We start from the raw sequence: 19058 nt of genomic DNA on the forward strand, positions 1-19058 counted from the left end.
CAGCTCAAACTTGACTGAATCGTTCCCACTCTCTGAGGATAAAACCAGCTCACTAAACAAGCTGGTATTCTTTTGCTTTCATTAGCGAGTGATTACTCACTTTACAAACGTGATGGGGTGGTTGTATGCAAGATGAACGGAATTGGAAATCGACAGTAAAAGAAAAGTTTTTATTGATCAGGGATCATTTTGCGGATCATTTGGGTATGGCAAGTACGATAGGAAATGATATAATTGCAAACAACTTTTGGCTATTTATCATGGAGGAGAATAAATCATGCATCGTTTGTCAGAGAGAGAATGGCTAGCTTACAAGCAGAAAAACAAGGACCGTGCCCGCATGTTGATTTCATGCGAGGATAGAGCGGGGATTGTGGCAGCCGTCTCGAACTTTTTGTTTGCACAAGGCGCGAATATCGTCCAGTCGGATCAATATACAACAGACCCGGAAACGGGCCGTTTTTTCATGCGTATCGAGTTCGATCTGGTCAACCTGACAGATCGCCTGGAGGGTCTGAAGGATGCGTTTTGGCCAATTGCTGAGAACTACGGGATGGAGTGGTACCTGGTAGAGGCGAAAAAGCGCAAGAAGGTTGCGATCTTTGTCTCCAAGGAGGACCACTGTCTGCTCGAGCTGCTGTGGCGCTGGAAATCAGGAGAGCTGCACGCAGATATCGCGGTCGTAATCAGCAATCATGAGGATATGAGAGAGACCGTTGAGTCCTTCGGCATTCCGTATCATTGCATTCCAGTGACCAAGGAGAACAAGGCCGAGGCGGAAGAAGCGCAATTGGCTGCGGCTCAGGGAGTAGATCTGATCATCCTGGCTCGCTACATGCAGATTCTGTCGCCGCGTTTTCTGGAGGATTACGCGATGCGCATCATCAACATCCATCACTCGTTTCTGCCTGCCTTTGTAGGAGCAAAGCCTTATGAGCAAGCATACCGTCGCGGTGTGAAGCTGATCGGGGCGACCGCTCACTACGTGACAGAAGAGCTGGATGCGGGTCCGATCATCGAGCAGGATGTTCAGCGCGTCAGCCATCAGGAAGATGTGGAGATGCTGAAGCAGCTCGGACGTCAGGTAGAGCGTACCGTACTGGCGCGTGCTGTCGGCTGGCATCTGGAGGACCGCGTGCTGGAATACGGGAACAAGACAATTGTTTTCCCATAAAAGATAGAGGACGAAATAGAGGGCATCCCGACAGCAGATTTGAACTGCTGAAGGGATGCCCTCTTTCAATATGGGGAGTTAAGGAGCCGAAAGCAGCATCTCCAAAAATCGGGTAACAGCAGGCAGAGGGGATCCATCTTCTTCGCGCAGGCAAAGATAGACCGGGCGCTTGATCTCGATATCAGGCAAATAGACACGGCCGACTTCTCCGCGCTCTACCAGCTCCCGCACAGCCAGCTCCGGAGCCAGCATCGTTCCATACCCGGCGCGTACCGACTGGATGGATTCCACGAGGCCGTGGTATTGCAAGCCGACCCTTGGAGGCTGGACTCCGTGGTGGCGAAAGAGCGAGAAGAGCCGCTCGCGGGTAGAGCTTCCTTGCTCACGAAGTAAAAAAGGCTCCTGAACAAGCTTGTCTAAGGTTACTTCCTGTCCTGCGAACGGATGGTGGGCTGGCACGATAAACCAAAAGAAGACATCCTTCAAATGATGGCGTCGAATCGGACGATCATCCCACGTCTCGTTGGTAATGATGGCCAGATCAGCCTGACAGCGAAGCAGGCGTTCGATGGATTGCTGAGAGTTGCCGGTGCGAATCTCTACCTCGACCTGCTCATACTGCTGCTTATAGGAAGCCAGCCACTTGGGCAGCAGGTAAAGAGACGGTAAAAAAGTGGAAGCGATTCGCAATTTCCCGATGGTGCCTTGCTTGATTTGTGTCAGCTGCTCCTCAATTTCTTTGTCCCAGTCAAAGATCCGCTCGGCTTTTTCGAAGAGAAAACGCCCTTCATGCGTCAGGGCAATTCCGCGTCCCTGTGGCGTAAGCAAGACAAGATCCAGTTCTTGCTCCAGCTTGCGTATCTGTGCGGTTACAGCTGGCTGGCTGATCGACAGGGCATCGGCAGCGGCGGTGACACTGCCTTTGGAGGCGACTTCTATAAAAATTCGCAGTGCGTGCAGGTTCATCATTTTTCCCCATTCATAAGTATTGCTTATGAGTGATGCGCAAAGATGTATTGGATTTGATTCCTTCTTCTTTAGTACTGTATAGCATAGAATGCGGACGAAGCAAAGGAGAAGAGCCTGATCATGAAAGAAAGCTGCGGAAAGAAACAGGTGAGGGCGATAGCGTTGGTTACCGCCCTATGTCTCTTGGGAGATTCCATGCTGTACGTGGTTTTGCCGATTTATTGGCGAGAGATTGGATTGATGTCTCTGTTTGAGGTGGGAATCCTGCTTTCGGTGAATCGGCTGGTGCGCATCCCTCTGGGGCCATTGATTGGAAAATGGTATGAACGCTCGGGAGTGCGAACGGGATTGATCATAGCCGTCATGCTGACATTAGCGACCACGGCCGGATATGCGTTGCAGGGGTTCTGGATTTGGCTTGTGCTTCGCTGTTTATGGGGGATTGCGTGGACCTTTTTGCGGTTAGGGGCGTACACGCTGATCATTTCGGTCTCCACTGAGCATAATCGTGGGCAATTGATGGGGATGTACAACGGATTGTATCGACTCGGAAGTCTGGGGGGGATGGTAGCTGGTGCCCTGCTGGTGGCGCAGTTTGGCATGCAGGCGACCTCGCTTTTATTTGCAGCACTGGTTTTACCTGCGTTGGCACTGATTTTTGTGTACATCCGTCAGTCCAATCCATCCGACGTAGAGGTGTCCTTTGCACCTCTGGCAGTCAAGACACCTCTATGGAAAAAGGGAAGTGTGCTGGTGACCCTTATGAGTGGGCTTTTGCTTGCGATGGCCTATCAAGGAGTGTTTGCCTCCACGTTAAGCAGGCTGATCGAATTGCGTCAGCCTGTTACAGTGGTTGGGGGCATCGTGATCGGAGCTGCTGTCATGGCCAGTATATTCCAGGGCGCCCGATGGGGATGGGAGCCCTGGGCTGCTCCCTGGTTTGGAAGGCTTTCTGATGCTTATGGAAGAAAGCCATTGCTGGTTGGGACGATGTTTGCAGCAGCGCTTCTGTTTGGCTTGCTCCACACACCGATTAGCTTTGCCTGGTGGGTGCTCATGCTGCTCGGTATTCAGCTGACGGCTACGATTCTGACGACCTTGATGGATACCTGGGCAGCCGATGAAGCGTCCAGACAGTCGAATAGCACAGCGATGATGACGATGTACTCCGTCGTAACCGATATGGGTGCTGCACTGGGACCTTTGCTGGCCTATTGGATGGATGGCAGCTTTGGTCTGGACTTGATGTATGGCGGGATCGCCCTGGTCATGCTCTTGATGGGGATGGTCTGGCTGCGTGTCCGTGAGGCGAAAGCAATCAGTGTGAGCAATGCTCTCTGATGGTGGTGAGGACCTGCTCGATCGCATCTTCCTTTTCAGGACCGTGCAAAATCATGTGATTGGACTCCTCGTACCAGGTGACCTGGGTGGATTCTACGCTCCCTACGCTGTTTGCGAGTAAGGTGGCGCTGACAGCATGCACCGTGTCATCCTGCTTCGCCTGCAGCAGAACATACGGCACGGCCACCTGAGGCAGCAGAGGTTTGGTTTCCGAGAGCAAGCGGCGAAACTGGATCATGCTGCGAAACGGAATCCTTCTTATGCCAGACACATACCGGCGCGAGTGGGTACGGAAATCGGCTCGCAGATAGCGCATTGCCTGTTTGACATCCCAGTATTTATACGGTGCATTCAATGTAATCAGCAATTTGACCGGATACGTGGTTGCGATGTGGAAGGCAAGCAGCCCCCCCATCGAAAAACCGATGACCACGATGGTGTCAGCTCGCATGGAGAGACGTTTGTACGCTTCGTCAACGGAACGAATCCAGTCTTGTCGATTGCTTTTTGCCAGGTGACGGCGGGTCATCCCGTGTCCTTCCAGAGTCGGACATTCCACCTGGTACCCCGTCTCACGCAAACGCTTGGCCAGTGGGAGGATGTCATGGATATCTCCTGCAAAACCGTGAATGATGAGGCAACCGACTGTTTCGGACATGATGCGTCTCCTTTCAAGGTGAGGGCGATGGTTCATTTCTGTATTATAGTACGATTGAAGAATGAAAAGCGATTCGCTACCGAAGTGGAAAAATAAGTAAAAAGCTGACTCATCGTGAGGATGAAGTCAGCTTTTGTTTTGTCTCATGCTTACAAGCCGATGGTTTTCAGATTCGGGGAAACGATCAGCTTGGGCTCGGTGCATGCCTGGATAGCTTCGGCAGTGAAGCCTTCAGCCACTTCCAGCAAGACCAGTCCATCCGGTGTTACATCCATGACAGCTCGATCCGTGATGATGCGGTTCACCACGCTTTTTCCTGTGAGAGGAAGAGCGCATTCGTTCAGAATTTTGGTTTCTCCGTGCTTGTTCACATGATCCATGATCACGACGATCTTCTTTGCGCCATGCACCAGATCCATCGCGCCACCCATGCCCTTGATCATTTTTCCTGGAATCATCCAGTTGGCCAGGTCGCCCTTTTCCGATACTTCCATCGCACCCAGAATCGCCAGGTCGATGTGACCTCCGCGGATCATCGCAAAGGATTCGGCACTGGAGAAGTAAGCTGCGCCTGGAATGGCTGTCACAGTTTCTTTACCTGCATTGATCAGATCCGGGTCCAGCTCCTCTTCACTCGGATAAGGTCCAATTCCCAACAGACCGTTCTCGGATTGAAGCACGACGGTTTTTCCTTCCGGGATGTAGTTGGCTACCAGTGTCGGCATTCCAATACCTAGGTTTACATAGAAGCCATCTTCCACCTCTTGGGCGGCACGCATGGCGATTTGTTCACGAGTTAGCGACATCATCTGTTTCCTCCCTTGATTGAAATCTATACGGCTAGGTTTAGGAGCGGATTGTGCGCCGCTCGATACGTTTTTCAAAAGATGGAGCTTGAATCACGCGTTGGACATAAACGCTCGGGGTATGGATTTGATCCGGGTCCAGCTCGCCGGTTTCCACGATCTCTTCTACCTCAACGATCGTGATTTTGCCCGCTGCGGCCATCATCGGATTGAAGTTTTGCGCGGTTTTGCGGAAGACGAGATTACCCATCTTGTCTGCTTTCCACGCCTTGATCAAAGCAAAATCACCTGTGATGGCATGCTCAAGCAAGTATTCCTTGCCGTTGAATGAACGCGTTTCTCTGCCTTCAGCCACTGGTGTACCTACGCCAGCAGGCGTATAAAAAGCAGGGATACCAGCACCGCCGGCACGAACGCGCTCTGCCAGTGTACCTTGAGGGGTTAATTCAACCTCCAGCTCGCCGGAGAGGAATTGCCGTTCAAACTCTTTGTTTTCTCCCACATAAGAAGAGACCATTTTTTTTATTTGTTTTTCCCGCAGCAAGAGGCCGAGACCCCAGTCGTCGACGCCGCAGTTGTTGGAGACGACAGTCAGGTTTTTTACCCCTTTGTCGCGCAGTGCGATAATCAGATTCTCGGGAATTCCTACGAGTCCAAATCCACCAACCAAGAGGGTGGCTCCATCGTGAATATCAGCCACAATGTCTGTGTATGAAGTGTAAATTTTTGCCAAAACGATCACTCCCACCATAAAAAGATGATGATAATGGAAACTGTGTAAGCGCTGACATTAGCCTATTACAGCAACTACACGTTTTTTTCCTTCTCTCGTTATTATAAAGGTTCTGAGTTACAAAAGAGTGACAGTTTTCCCCGGCTAGAAAAAAGGAAGGAAATCGCGTTTTCCTTCCTGTTCAGACAGGCCTCTCAGTCAATGTATAAACAATTATAAAAAATAACTGAAAAATGATACAACTACCTCTTATTTCTGTAAAATATATTTTGTCAGTTATTTTATTATGATCATTTGTCATGGAAATAGATAGAGAAGCCATACATGATGGCGCGGGGGTTGATAGCATGAAAAAGTGGATCAGTCTTTCGCTCGCGGCTTTGTTGCTGGTGGGCTGCCAAAAGCTGGAGGGAGAAATCGAGCAGCTCAAGCGAACTGAGGAAGAGACTGTGATGAAAGTAAAGACCGTGAATGCTTATACGGTAGCGAACAAGCGAGACGGACTAAAGCTGGAATTGTCCGGGGTACTGACTCCGCGTCAGGAGCTGTCTCTGTCGTTTGGCACTTCCGGCAAAATTGCCAGCATCCAGGTGCAAAAGGGGGCGTTCGTCCAGGCCGGGCAGACGTTGGCGATTCTGGATGGTGAGGTGTGGCAGCAGGAAATCAACGCTGCGCAGGGACAGGTAGCCAGCGCCAATATTCGGAGAAGCCAGGCCATCCAGGGACCCAAATCGCATGAGCTGGAAACACAGAAGCTACAGGTCGAGAAATCCAAGCAGTTGGCGGTAAAAGCAGCTGAGGATCATGCTCAGGCCAAGCTTTTGTATGACAACGGCGCCATCTCCAAGGATGAGCTGGACCGACTGGCACTCGCCGAACGACAAGCCAAGCTCAGTCTGGAGGAAGAAGAAGTAGCCTACAACAAACTATTGCAAGGAGCCGACCAGCTCGATGTGCAGGCGGCCAATGTCAGTGTCCAGCAGGCAAATGTCCAGCTGAACCGGGCCAAACAGGAAGCGTCTGCAGCGGTATTAAAGGCGCCTTTTTCCGGTGTTATTGCAGCTATTTCCCAGACAGCTTCTGAACAAACGGGACCGGGCAGTGAGGTCATGCGTTTGGTTGACACGTCTTCGTGGCTGGTAAATCTGCAGGTTGAGGGAGAGCAGATTGCCAGCTGGCAGCAAGGAGCGAGCGTGACGGTTCGATCTGCTGACGGCACGCAAGCAGAAGGAAAAGTCACCTTTATCTCTCCCGTCATGGATCAGAAAACCGGTGCATATCCCGTCGAAGTGACGGTTACAGGCAGTGAAGTGAACTGGAAGGGCGGCATGAGCGTCACCTGCGAATATCCTTTGAAAGCGGACAATCTCCTGGTGGTTCCTGTCAATAGCGTCGGAGTTTCCGAAGAAGGCTACTACGTCATGAAGATCGTGGAACAGGTTGTGAAAAAAGTACCGGTTGAAGTGGGAGCCATACACGGAACCTACTACGAGATCAAACAGGGACTCGAACAGGGAGACATGATCTTGGCATCAGGCCTCTCGTATGTCGTGGACGGCGAAGTGGTGAAGCTGGAAAATGAATAATCGGACGTTTTTATCCACAGTACCATCGCTGGCCCGCATCCTGGCTGTCCTCTGCATCCTGTTGTCCATCGGCGCATTCATGAAGATGGACATTCGCAAGTTTCCTGAACAGCCTGTTCCGGAATACACCATCCAAATGTCCGTCCCAGGGCTCTCTTCTATGGAGGTGGATCAGACGATCACGCTCCCGGTGGAGGCAGCGGTCCGTTCATTAGGAAGTTCGCTGAAAATAACAGCTGAATCAAGGCAAGGAATATCGACCCTAACTGTACAAACAACGGAAAGGCTGGGGTCAGATTACAGGGAACGGCTGGAAAAAAAGCTGAACGATGTAACCAAGCAGCTGCCAGTAAGAGAGTGGAGCATCAGACAGGACAATCTGGCCGATAGTCGCATCGGATATTTCTTGCTGCGCGGTGCAGATGTTCAGACGCTTTCCGATGTTGCCCAGTTTACCGTATATGAAAAGCTGATCAACCTCCCTGGTGTGGCTCGGATCGATTTGGACACCCAGGTAGCGAGGCAGCAAGTTGATATTCTTTTCCGTCCTTCTATGCTGCACGCCTATGGACTTACCCCAGCAGATGTTCTGAATCAATTGCCCACTGAGGTCAAGGGTGATCAGATAGGGTCTATTGGCAGAGGAGTGGAACAGACAACGGTCCAATGGTACAGCGAGACAGACGGGCCGTTCGGACTCGGCAAGCAGATGATTGAGACGCAGCAGGGTTTTGTACCCCTGAAGACGCTGGCAGACATTCGCGATCTGCGCGGCAGCAAGGGAGAGGAAGTGCCCGTCTATCGCGGGGAACCTGCAGTCGGAGTGACTCTGTACGCGGCGGAAACAGGACAGGTGCCGACGATGCGCTCGCAGATTCTCCAGGTAGTCGAGGAATTGAACGAAACTGCAGCGGGCATATACCAGCTAGATCTGGTAGAGGACAATATGGAGCCGCTTAGCCGTTCGCTCAGTCAGCTTACCTGGTTGGTTTTGCTGGCGACTGCACTCGTCGCGATTTCCCTCGGCTATATTCAAAAAAGCATAACGGTGGCTCTGCTTTCTTTTGTCGGCGTTCTGATGGCCACGGGCAGTCTGCTTGGCGGAATGTGGCTGGCGGGATTGCCGCTGACCTTGCCGACACTGGCGCCAGTCTGTCTGTTTGCGCTGCTTTATATCGGAGCAGGATCAGCATTGTTTTCACGCCTGTACAATCAATCTACTCTGACTGTCAGCTCCAGTCTACAGGCATCCTGGTCATTGACAAGACCGGTGCTGTTGACGCTTGTGATGCTTACGGCCTGCTGGTTCGGTGTCATGCTGACCGACTTTATTGAGGCAAAGGACAGAGTCGTCCTTCAGAGCGCCTGGCCGATCTTGTTGTTCGGTACGCTGGCTATGCTGCTCGTCTACAGCTTCATCCTTCCCGTGCTCGCTGGTACTTGGATCACAGAGCGCGAGGAGAGACTCGTCCGCACGGCGAAGCCACGGAATAAAGCGGCGGGCTACTTGCTCAATCGTTGGGAGAGCACCGTTAAAAAAGGCTATTTGACGTACGGGGTTACCCTGGCAGTCTCCCTATTTGTCACAGTACTGCTGCATTCCTTTGTTCTTGTCGATCCCTATGTGCACACAGCGGTAGACGAGAAGAAGCTTACCTTGGAAATGGTGCAGGGCAGCACGATCGATGATGCGATACGAGCCGCACAGATTGCTGAGGAGAGACTGCGCGGAATTTCCGAAGTGCGTGACGTGTATACCATCGCTACTCGTGACCGACTTGCCTTTACGCTGCAAATGAAGGACAAATACGAATGGACGCGTTCCCTGATCGAACTGGACAAGGAGCTGGATAAGCAATTGCGTGAGATTCCGGGGACTGATCCGTTTTTGCTTGTGGTGAACGACCGAATCAAATCTCGCATGGAGTTTACGGTAAAAGGCCCGTCAATCCAACCAGGGGAAGAGATCTCCAAAGAAATTCTCAATCTGATACTGCGCGTGACGACGCGGGATGACAAAGGTCGCGAGATTGTAACAGACGCCCGGATTGGAGAAGCACGAAAGGGTACGTATCTCGATCTGCGCCCCAAGACTGACATGTTGACACGCTATCGGGTGACGGAAGCAGACATCAGACGCCAATTGGAGGGATACTTGGGCGAGCAGGCATTAGGAAGTGTCCACTGGAACGGCAAAAATGTAGCAGTGAACGCCCGTTTTCCTGAAAACTGGATGGACCACCCGGATCAGGTAAAACAGATCTTGATTCGCACACCGGAAGGCGCCGTCCCACTGGAGCAATTGGTTGACTGGTCGTATGGCGATCCGCCACCTGTCTACAACCGGGAAGATGGCTTGTACGTCTTCAAGATCAGCAGTGCAGTCTCTTCTCCGATGCGTCTCGATATCATGTCATCTACGATCCCTCTTCGTCTACAGAAGAGCATGTCGATTCCAGAAGGGTATACCATACTGAATGCGGATCAGCTGGAGAAGCTGGAAAAGGAGCTTGCGAGCAAAAACGATTTCAGCAGCCGTGTGATTGCTATCGTGGGTCTAGCCGTCAGTATGCTCCTTGCCAGTCTGTTGCTGCAGAGAAGAACGAGGGATGGAATATTTGGCATCGCCCTGCTGCCGCTCATCTCAGGGGCGGCCACATTGGGTCTGCTGGTCATGGACCATCCGCTGAATGTCATGGGCTTCTACGGAATTGCAGCCGCAGTGGCGATTATGGTTCAGCAGTCGTTGATTTATCTGGACCAAATCTTGGCTGATCGTACCTCGTCTACGGATATCTGGAAAGAGCTGTGTGCGAGTACGTCACGCGTGGCAGCCGGTCAAGCAGTCGTGTTTGCTGCTATTCTCATCGTCTGTCTGCCATTGGCCTCCGGTTGGCTGGTTGAGGGGAGCTTCGTCTCTTCCTTTACGAGCAGTCTGTTGTTTGGGGTGCTGCTGGCCGCCTTTACCACGATGGTGCTGCTTCCCGGTATGCAGTTTGCCGCTGAATGGAAACAGACGGTCAAAGGAGAGTGGTCTCTGCCGATCGTGATTCGTTCGTTGTGGAACTGGTGGGAGAACGAGCGTATTCGCCGTCAGGACAAAAAAGAAGCGATCCTTCGCTTGAAAAAGGCGAGAAGAGAAGCGCTGCAAGATTCCAAGCATACGCCCAGCAATAGGAAGAAGGAGTTGTCCCAGGAAGATTTCCTGCCAGTCTCCTCCTCTCTGGGTAAAGATGCTTAAAGGGGAGCGCCCAATCTGTATGGATTGGGTGCTTTTCGCATATAGAGGCGAAGCTGCATGAGATCATGTATGATATACACAGGAAAAAGCCAAAGGAGGTACAAGGTGCACAGATACGGAAAGCTCCTGCACATAACGCTTTTGATCGCCGTACTGGTCGGCTTGTACATCTCTTCTTCCCAACCGTATGCTGATCAGGACATGCGGGGGAAGATAGCGGAAATGGTAGATGAGAACAAGTGGGAAGCGCGATTTCAGGATGTGACACTACAGTACGGCGGCAGAGAAGTGAGCGTTGAAGAAAAGGGAACAGCAGGCTTTATCGAGTTTTTAATGCGCAAGGGCATTCATTTTTGCACGTTTGCCTTTTTGGCCTACTGCTGGTACAGTGTGTTGCGTTACTGGATGTCTTTTGCAACCGCATTGCCGTGGAGTGCATTCTTGAGTCTCGGGACGGCTGTCTTGGACGAATGGCACCAGACCTTTACACCGGATCGGGTTGGAGCTGTCAATGACGTCCTGCTGGATGCCTCTGGTTCACTGTTCATGCTTGCGTGTATCGTGGTATCCAATATATGGCAAGTACGAAAATAGCGTAATAAAATGTAGGAAAAGTACCCATTCTAGGAAGTATTGTATGGTTAGCTGCATCGCTTAGTAAGAATAGGCTTTTCAGTATTTGAATTTCTCTGTTATACTAAGGTAATGAGGAATCTATTGGAGCCCCTCACCATTTTTCGGAAAAATTAAAAGGAGTGCAAACTGGATGGCAGTACAAGTGGGCAGCATCATCGAAGGAAAAGTGACAGCAATTAAACCGTTTGGGATGTTTGTAGCAATCAGTGAAACGGAACAAGGGCTGGTTCACATTTCCCAAGTAGCAAACGGTTTTGTAAAGGATATCAACGATCACTTTTCCGTGGGAGCACAAGTTAAGGTAAAAGTCCTCTCGATTGATGATGCAGGTAAAATCTCGCTTTCGGTTCGCGCCGCACTCCCAGCGCCTGAGCGTCCGGAACGCGAAGAGCGTCGTGGTGGTGGATATCGTGGAGGCGACCGCGGTGGGAACGCAAGACGAGATAACGCTGCTTCCTTTGAAGATAAGTTGAAGAAATGGCTGAAGCACAGCGAAGAAAATCTTGCGACGATTAACAAAAAGAACGCAAAACGTGGCTATTAAGCCTTGTCATAACGTAACAGACAAAGAGGACGGGATCACATCTCCGTCCTTTTTCTTTTGGGATGTATGTCCTGCTTTCTTTGTGAGTGGAGGACAAGCAGGCTACGGATACTAGGCAATGAATCACAGCGGAAAGGAGAGGAGAAGGTGTATACGAGTCACGAAGGGCTCACAGAGGTAGCGATCACGGCTGAAGAAGCTGTGATTCCCGGCGTATCCCTGTATACAGTGCATTACAGAAGTCAGGGATTGCAGGTCAAAGCTGCGCTGGCTGTTCCCGATATGGAGGAGAGCGCAGATGGGGAAAACAAGGGCTTGCCGGCATTGCTCTACTGTCGTGGAGGGATACGCGGAGTGGGACAGGTAAGGCCCGAGAGGATCAGCCAGATGGCGGCTTTTGGATATGTCGTACTGGCCCCTCACTATCGGGGCAATGAAGGCGGGGAAGGGCGCGATGAATTTGGTGGTGAGGATCGCCACGATGTTTTTTCGGCTTATGAGGTGCTGCGTCAGCTTCCCTACGTCAATCAGGAAAGGATCAGTGTGTACGGTTTTTCGCGGGGAGCGATCATGGCCTTGTTCGCTGCGATGGAGTGTCCCAATCTCTTGGCTGCGGTAGTCTGGGGAGGGGTCAGCGACCTATTATTGACCTATGAGGAGCGCGTAGATCTTCGGCGAATGCTGCGGCGTATCGTCGGTCACCCACGCAAGCAGGTCGATGCATACCGCGAGCGAACTCCCCTGTATCGAGTGTCGGAGCTCACCTGCCCGGTGCTGATCATTCATGGTACGGAAGACGAGAACGTCAGTGTCGAGCATGCCCATCGTCTGGCGAATGCCCTGCAGGAGCACGGGAAGCCCCATGAAATATGGCTGGCAGAAGGTGCCAGCCATTTGTTCAAAAGTGATGATGTAGAGATGTATACCAGACGCATGTTCGACTGGCTGGACCAGCAGGGAACGCGGCACCAGGATAAGGGATGAGACTTATATATTTTTCGGATGAAGGGGCAGAGCGATATCGATTTCTGTCCCTTGTCCGCGTTTGCTCTGGATGTTGATCTCTCCGCCGTGATTTTCTACCATCCTGCGTGATATGGGCAACCCCAGACCCGTACCTTCTTCCTTCAACGAGAAAAATGGATCAAAAATGCGTATCAAATATTCAGGTGCGATGCCTTCCCCTGTGTCTTTGACCACGATGTGAACGGTTTTTTCTTCCACACGGCTTTCAATAGTCAGGACACCGCCCTCTTCCATGGCCTCGATGCCGTTTTTCATCAGATTCAGCAAGATTTGCTTGAACTGTTCCACATCTACGTGAATATGTGTATCCGGGTCGCAGTGATCCACGATTTGAACACCGTGCAACATGGCCTCAGCCCGCATCAAAGGCAGGATCGAATGTAGCACATGGGTTAGCTTGACTTCTCGATAGTTGGGTAGGGACGGCTTGGACAGCATCAACAGCTCTGTCACAATCCGGTTTACCCGCTCGATTTCCTTCAGGATCAAAGGCACAAAATGAAGTTCCCGTTCCTCCTCGGACAAGCGCTGCTCCAGCAATTGAATGAACCCGTAAATGACAGTCAAAGGGTTGCGGATCTCGTGGGCAGCGCCTGCAGCCAATTGACCGACCATCGCCAGCTTCTCGGACTGATGGAGATACTCCTGCACTTTTTCCTGCTCGGTAATATCGAGAAATGCGATCATCCAGCCTGTTTCCGTCTGTGGATGATGGTTGTGCAATGGAACGTAGGATACCAATGCTGTAAAAGGAGTGCAGTCCTGCTTGAACAGCGTCATTTTTCGATTCACAAACCACGAGGATTCTTCTGCGTCCAGAAGCGGCTCCGGTGATTCCTGATAGACGGGATACCCTTTTTCATCGAGTTTCACAAGATTTTTGGCCAGCTGGTTTACATGGATGTCGGCAGAAGGAGTGGGGCGCGTAATGATGCCCACCGGCAGCGAGTTGAGAATTTGCTCGCGCAGGTTTCTTTCTTCGGTCAGAACCAGCCGTTGTGCCTTGTCCTGTTCAAAGAGCGTAGCGATGTTGAGCGACATCTTGTTGATTTCATCCGCCAGCGCACGGAATTCATCCTGGCTGGTGTAAACAATTTGCTGGCCGAATGTTCCGCTCGATACCTCACGAACCTGCCGCAGCAGGGATTGGATCGGCCGCAGCAGCTCCCTGCCGAAGTACAGGGTCGAGAAGGACCCGAATAATATTGCGGCAACAGATACCGAGTAAGTAAGGATCAAGGAGACCTCGATGCTGTCTGTAGTCTGTTGAAACTCCTTGTTGGTCTGATACTCCAACTCGTCGAGCGAAAAGGAAAGGTTCCGCTCCAGCTCTTCGATGAGAGGCTGCACCTCATGGGTCAGGACATAGCTGACTGCTGTCACGTTATTCGCTTGCAAGAGAGGATCGATCTTGTTCATAAACAGAAAGTCCAGCTTGCGGATGGAATCGATGGTAGAGAACAGCCCGCTGTTCAGCTGGGTCGGCGCCACTGTTTCAAATCGGGAGCTGTCGATCAGATTGGTGTAATACTGATCGAGATAAGATTCATCTCTGGTTGTCGTGTACATTTTCAGGGCGTACGATTTTTCGTACACCTGATTTTTTACTTCTAGAAGTGCACTGGTTTGCGGCAACAATGTCTGGGTCAAATACATTTCATCTGCAGTTACCTTTGTCATCTGATAGCTGAATAATGAGGTAACGCATCCAATCAACAGCATCATGACGAGATAGCTCAGCATCATTTTTTTCTGAAAACCCAGGTTGCGGAAGAGAGACATGATTTTTACCCTCCATGCGGAACAGGCTGTTGAATGAGCTTACTCAACTCCTGATTGATTTCATCACGTATCTCCTGGGGGACCATTGGACCGAATGAACTAAAGCGGTTTACCCCTTCGGACAGTCCGTACATGACCTTTCCGTGCGGAAGTTTGCCCTGGATGAATTGTTCCATAATCGTGCGATAACATTCTCCGACATCCTGCACGAGCGAAGCGAGTACGTAGTCAGGAGCGATATATCGCTGGTCGGCGATGTATCCGATCGTATAGACTTTTGCGTTCTGTGCTTCTGTGATCACTTCCAGATTGAAGCTGTCTCCAGTGGTATAAATGACGTCAACCCCTGAGGCAATCATCTCACGGGTAACCTCTACGGCTTTTGCATGGTCATTAAAATCTGGGACATACCCGACCGACACCGCAATAGAGGGGGAGACCCTTTTGACGCCCTCGCGAAATCCTTCGACCTGTGCGAATTCAGGTGGCTTGTTCACGAGAATATAGCCGACGTTACTAGATTTTGTCATTTTGGCAGCCAGCATGCCAACAAGGTGACCCGCTGGTTTCATGTCATAGCGAATGGTTGTCTGGTTTTCATGGGGAGCTTCACCATTAAAAGAGACAAAACGAGTCTGCGGATAATAGACGGCTACCTTCGTGAATGGCTCAGAAAAGATGACGCCGTGCCCAAGCAATAGATCATAGCCATTGGAGGCGAACTTCTGGGCGACATCAACAATTTCTTCAGGCTTCACATTGTTGGCGACTTCGAGTGAAAAGCCAAGCTTTTTCTGGAGCTCCGTCAAGCTTTCCAAGGCACTGCTGTTCCAGCCCTGGTCATAGGTGGGGCCTTCCAGCAGCAGGGCAACACGTATTTTATTGGATGAATGTCCATTCTGGTTAATCGATTGGATGTGCTTCATGCTGACGAGAAACTGGCTCGTGATGAGGATGAGCAGTCCTATAATCAAGCCGATAAACAGAGTGGGAAACGGTCGCAGTCCGGGCATGTACCATACCTCCTGTGACAAAAGACTCGACTCTTGCACCCAACAAGTTTACGAGAGCCATATTTACTACAATTAAATAGTTAGGGCAGGGTCAAAAGGTAATTATTTCGACTTAGTTAAACATAAATCCTGCTGGTAAATCCAGAGAATATGACAAAGTTTAGGACATAGAATTGGACAGGGAGCCGAGGGGCAAGATAAGGAAGAATGGATGTTGCACACACGCTCAATAGGAGGGAGGTCATGAGAAAGAAGATGGATAAGGATCAGAACAAGGAAATGATTGAACTCCCGCAAATTCATATTCCGGATGAGATCAGACAAGTAGATTCCCCTGAAATCGGGGTTCATACTCCACACCCTGATACAGGCGATAGTCCAAATGCCTCATACGGAACCGATGATTTCATGTGATGAACTTGTATTTCGACAAAACTAGTCATATTCTCTCGTGGACAAGCTCTTGGATTTCTGGAAAATAAGATAAAGAGAGTGAGTGAAGCGAGGGGATTGAACATTCATGGCCCGTTTGCTGATAGTTGACGACGCAGCTTTTATGAGAATGATGTTGAGCGATATGGTGGATGGCCATCATGAGGTGTGTGGTGTAGCCAGTGATGGTCTGGAAGCGATCGAAAAATACAAGGAACTGAAGCCGGATATCGTGACGATGGACATCACGATGCCGAACATGCATGGAATTGATGCCATGCGTGAGATCCTGGACTTTGACCGCAATGCCAAAGTGTTGATTTGCTCTGCAATTGGTCATCGACAAAAGGTACTAGAGGCGATGAAGACCGGAGCAAGTGACTTTGTCATCAAGCCATTTCAGAAAGAACAGATTTTGGATGCCATTGCACGACTTTTGTAGGACTGTGTTCCCCGTTTCACGATAACGCCAATCAAGCTGTCACCCGAAGAAGAGCGGGGACAGCTTGGTTGGCGTTTTTGCATCGACAATTCCGCAACAGTTTCTTTAGCGATCATCCATCTTTAGGGTATAATAAAAGAACACGCAAACATGTTCGGCAAAGAGGTGAGACAGTGTCGCTTCAACCCAATTACTTTCAACAGTATCAACATGCAGATATGGATGAATTAGCGGATCTGATCGGAGAACTCTTGCAAAATCCGATCACGATTGAAGATGCCGACCATAAACTAATCGCCTACAGTTCTCATGGCGACAGTACAGATCCTGCCAGATGGTCCACCATCATGGGACGAAGGGTACCCGAGAAGGTATTGACCCGCCTGTGGAAGGACGGAGTATTCCAGGAGCTTTTAACGCAGGATGATCCGGTCCATATTCCAGCCAAGGACGATATTGGACTCGGGAAGCGGGTGGCCATCGCCATCAAGAGAAGCACGGATGTACTGGGGTATATTTGGGCGCAGGAAGTCAACAGGCCGCTAACCCCTGAAGATGATGAAATATTGCGACAGGCAGCCAAAGCAGCTGTTTCGCGGTTGATTCAGCGCCAGGGAAAGAGGAAGGCTGAGGAGCAGCGCCGTACTGAATTTCTCTGGGAGCTATTGTTGGGCAATCACAGCAGCGAGGCAGCAATCAGGCAAAAGGCGGATAGTCTGCAGATGCAAATGCCATCCCACTCTTTGATCTGTATCGTGGAAGCGGCAGGTGCACGGCTCGACCAGTATCTGTACCCGCTTTTGATGCGCGATAAGCTGTATTGGGTCGTGGACGGCTCGCAAATTATTTTGCTGATTGGACTTTTGGACGGCAAAAAAGACGAGAGAGATGTGCTGCTGCGTAAAGTGGAGCAATTTCTCGCGGATTCCTTGAGCAAGCTGGTTACACATGCGAGCGAGGGCAAGGTGATTGCCGGATACGGCCGTGAGTACAAGGGCTATTCCCAGATTGTGAAAAGCTACAGGGAGGCTCTGCACGCCGTCAAGGTGAAAAAACTGTTCCCGCGTGAAACAGAAGGCATTCACGGCTATCATCAGCTGGGCATCTATCGGTATTTGTTAAAGCTGAAGCAGTGGGAGGAAGAAGAGGGGTACAAAAATGAGCGACTTGAGCGACTCAGACAATATGATCGGGACAATCAAACAGCTATGCTGGATACCTTGGAGACGTTTCTGGACGCTGCCGGAAAGATGAACGTAACGGCCCAGTCTCTACACATCCATATCAATACCCTCAGCTATCGACTCCGAAGGATCGAGGAGATCATGCAAGTAGATCTTGAAAACATGAACCAGCGAGCAGCTTTGTATCTGGAGCTGAAAATATCAAAAATAAATCAGGAACAGTAGTTCGTTTGTGAATATCCACAAAGAGCAGAACATCAAGATTAAGGGAATCTCCAAGGAAATCCGCTCTAAAATCGCTGTACAATGTTAATAATCATTTAATACGGCATTTCCAAGGAGGACTACCTATCATGATCGTCGGAGTACCGAAGGAAATAAAAAACAATGAAAATCGCGTTGCCATCACTCCAGCAGGCGTTGCTGCTTTTGTACAAAACGGGCATTCCGTTCGCATCGAGAACAATGCGGGATTAGGTAGTGGCTTTACCAATGAAGACTACGCAGCTCAGGGTGCACAGATTGTAGATACTGCGGCAGAGGCTTGGGCAGTTGACATGGTGATGAAAGTGAAAGAACCTCTCCCTGCTGAATATAGCTATTTCCGTGAAGACCTGATTCTGTTCACGTATCTGCACCTGGCTCCAGAGCCTGAATTGACCCGCGCTCTGATGGAGAAAAAGGTTATCGCGATCGCATATGAAACCATCCAGCTCGACAATGGCGCTCTTCCGCTCCTGATGCCAATGTCCGAAGTAGCAGGCCGCATGTCCGTACAGATCGGCGCACAATTCCTGGAGAAACAATACGGCGGCAAAGGTGTACTGCTCGGTGGCGTACCTGGCGTGCCAAAAGGTGAAGTTGTCGTAATCGGCGGCGGGATCGTCGGAACCAACGCTGCGAAAATGGCAGTAGGCTTGGGAGCCAATGTGACCATCATCGACGTCAATGCAGATCGCTTGCGTCAGCTGGACGATTTGTTCCAAGGCCGCGTACAGACACTGATCTCCAACTCCTTCAACATCGCCAACGCTGTGAAAAAGGCTGACCTGCTGATTGGAGCTGTTCTGATCCCAGGTGCCCGCGCGCCACGTCTGGTGACGGAAGAAATGGTTAAAAATATGACACCTGGTTCCGTGATCGTTGACGTTGCCATCGACCAAGGCGGTTCGATTGAAACCATCGATCGCATCACCACTCATGACAACCCTACCTACGAAAAACACGGTGTAATCCATTACGCGGTAGCGAATATGCCTGGTGCTGTAGCGCGCACATCGACTTTGGCACTGACGAATGTAACCGTGCCTTATGCGGTTCAACTGGCGAACAAGGGCTATGCGCAAGCGATTCGTGATAATAAACAACTGGCAAAAGGCGTAAATGTCATCGACGGAAAAGTGAGCTACAAAGCTGTAGCGGATGCCCACAACCTGCCTTACGCTTCTGTGGAAGAAGTCCTGCTGGTGAAAAACTAAGGAATAAATAAAC

17 protein-coding genes are annotated in these 19058 nt (G+C 50.6%); 11 read left to right on the forward strand and 6 right to left on the reverse strand.

From position 1 onward, the window contains the following. Positions 1-277: 277 nt before the first annotated feature. Positions 278-1174, forward strand: a complete 897-nt coding sequence (gene purU, locus JZI27_RS04210; protein WP_280206875.1) for a formyltetrahydrofolate deformylase — start codon at positions 278-280, stop codon at positions 1172-1174. Positions 1175-1252: 78 nt separating this feature from the next. Here purU and JZI27_RS04215 read toward each other — a convergent pair whose 3' ends face one another. Beyond that, positions 1253-2140, reverse strand: coding sequence for a LysR family transcriptional regulator (locus JZI27_RS04215; protein WP_280206876.1), 888 nt, complete (start codon positions 2138-2140; stop codon positions 1253-1255). 123 nt (positions 2141-2263) lie between these two features. Between JZI27_RS04215 and JZI27_RS04220 the strand changes: the two genes are divergently transcribed. After that, positions 2264-3484, forward strand: coding sequence for an MFS transporter (locus tag JZI27_RS04220; RefSeq protein WP_280206877.1), 1221 nt, complete (start codon positions 2264-2266; stop codon positions 3482-3484). On the opposite strand, the gene JZI27_RS04225 is transcribed toward JZI27_RS04220, so the two are convergent. The 3 genes from JZI27_RS04225 to JZI27_RS04235 all read right to left on the reverse strand — a co-directional run bounded on the left by JZI27_RS04225 (position 3462) and on the right by JZI27_RS04235 (position 5681). Further along, positions 3462-4142 carry an alpha/beta hydrolase gene (locus JZI27_RS04225; RefSeq protein ID WP_280206878.1) on the reverse strand — a complete coding sequence of 227 codons (681 nt, stop codon included), beginning with the start codon at positions 4140-4142 and terminating at the stop codon, positions 3462-3464. The genes JZI27_RS04220 and JZI27_RS04225 overlap by 23 nt on opposite strands. 149 nt (positions 4143-4291) lie before the next feature. Continuing rightward, positions 4292-4948 (reverse strand): CoA transferase subunit B, encoded by a 657-nt coding sequence (locus JZI27_RS04230; RefSeq protein WP_280206925.1) that lies wholly within the window; start codon positions 4946-4948, stop codon positions 4292-4294. A 40-nt stretch (positions 4949-4988) separates the two neighbouring features. Continuing rightward, the gene (locus JZI27_RS04235; RefSeq protein WP_251243353.1) at positions 4989-5681 is read right to left on the reverse strand and encodes a CoA transferase subunit A; all 693 of its coding nucleotides are present in this window, start codon (positions 5679-5681) and stop codon (positions 4989-4991) included. A gap of 347 nt (positions 5682-6028) precedes the next feature. Here JZI27_RS04235 and JZI27_RS04240 point away from each other — a divergent pair, with 347 nt between their 5' ends. The 5 genes from JZI27_RS04240 to JZI27_RS04260 all read left to right on the forward strand — a co-directional run bounded on the left by JZI27_RS04240 (position 6029) and on the right by JZI27_RS04260 (position 12672). Continuing rightward, positions 6029-7267, forward strand: coding sequence for an efflux RND transporter periplasmic adaptor subunit (locus JZI27_RS04240; RefSeq protein WP_280206879.1), 1239 nt, complete (start codon positions 6029-6031; stop codon positions 7265-7267). After that, positions 7260-10508 carry an efflux RND transporter permease subunit gene (locus tag JZI27_RS04245; protein WP_280206880.1) on the forward strand — a complete coding sequence of 1083 codons (3249 nt, stop codon included), beginning with the start codon at positions 7260-7262 and terminating at the stop codon, positions 10506-10508. Before JZI27_RS04240 ends, JZI27_RS04245 begins: the two co-directional genes overlap by 8 nt. Positions 10509-10613: 105 nt before the next feature. After that, positions 10614-11102: a VanZ family protein gene (locus JZI27_RS04250; RefSeq protein WP_245996999.1), complete on the forward strand. Its 489-nt coding sequence runs from the start codon at positions 10614-10616 to the stop codon at positions 11100-11102. A 172-nt stretch (positions 11103-11274) separates the two neighbouring features. After that, positions 11275-11688 carry a S1 RNA-binding domain-containing protein gene (locus tag JZI27_RS04255; RefSeq protein ID WP_122909907.1) on the forward strand — a complete coding sequence of 138 codons (414 nt, stop codon included), beginning with the start codon at positions 11275-11277 and terminating at the stop codon, positions 11686-11688. 147 nt (positions 11689-11835) lie between these two features. Next, positions 11836-12672 carry an alpha/beta hydrolase family protein gene (locus JZI27_RS04260; RefSeq protein ID WP_280206881.1) on the forward strand — a complete coding sequence of 279 codons (837 nt, stop codon included), beginning with the start codon at positions 11836-11838 and terminating at the stop codon, positions 12670-12672. A gap of 3 nt (positions 12673-12675) precedes the next feature. On the opposite strand, the gene JZI27_RS04265 is transcribed toward JZI27_RS04260, so the two are convergent. Continuing rightward, positions 12676-14496 carry a sensor histidine kinase gene (locus JZI27_RS04265; protein ID WP_280206882.1) on the reverse strand — a complete coding sequence of 607 codons (1821 nt, stop codon included), beginning with the start codon at positions 14494-14496 and terminating at the stop codon, positions 12676-12678. A gap of 5 nt (positions 14497-14501) precedes the next feature. After that, the gene (locus JZI27_RS04270) at positions 14502-15509 is read right to left on the reverse strand and encodes a BMP family ABC transporter substrate-binding protein (protein WP_280206883.1); all 1008 of its coding nucleotides are present in this window, start codon (positions 15507-15509) and stop codon (positions 14502-14504) included. Positions 15510-15752: 243 nt separating this feature from the next. Here JZI27_RS04270 and JZI27_RS04275 point away from each other — a divergent pair, with 243 nt between their 5' ends. From JZI27_RS04275 to ald, 4 genes are all read left to right on the forward strand, one after another. Then, on the forward strand, positions 15753-15923 hold the full coding sequence (locus tag JZI27_RS04275) for a hypothetical protein (protein WP_251243359.1): 171 nt from the start codon (positions 15753-15755) through the stop codon (positions 15921-15923). A gap of 106 nt (positions 15924-16029) precedes the next feature. Beyond that, complete coding sequence (locus JZI27_RS04280; protein WP_122908801.1) at positions 16030-16383, forward strand: response regulator; 354 nt, start codon at positions 16030-16032, stop codon at positions 16381-16383. Positions 16384-16556: 173 nt separating this feature from the next. Then, a complete protein-coding gene (locus JZI27_RS04285) occupies positions 16557-17792 on the forward strand; it encodes a PucR family transcriptional regulator (RefSeq protein WP_122908802.1) in 1236 nt (411 codons plus the stop codon). A gap of 128 nt (positions 17793-17920) precedes the next feature. Further along, complete coding sequence (gene ald / locus JZI27_RS04290) at positions 17921-19045, forward strand: alanine dehydrogenase (protein WP_122908803.1); 1125 nt, start codon at positions 17921-17923, stop codon at positions 19043-19045. Positions 19046-19058 lie beyond the last annotated feature (13 nt).

The organism is Brevibacillus sp. AY1 (assembly GCF_029870785.1).
GTDB classification, from domain to species: Bacteria; Bacillota; Bacilli; order Brevibacillales; family Brevibacillaceae; genus Brevibacillus; species Brevibacillus invocatus.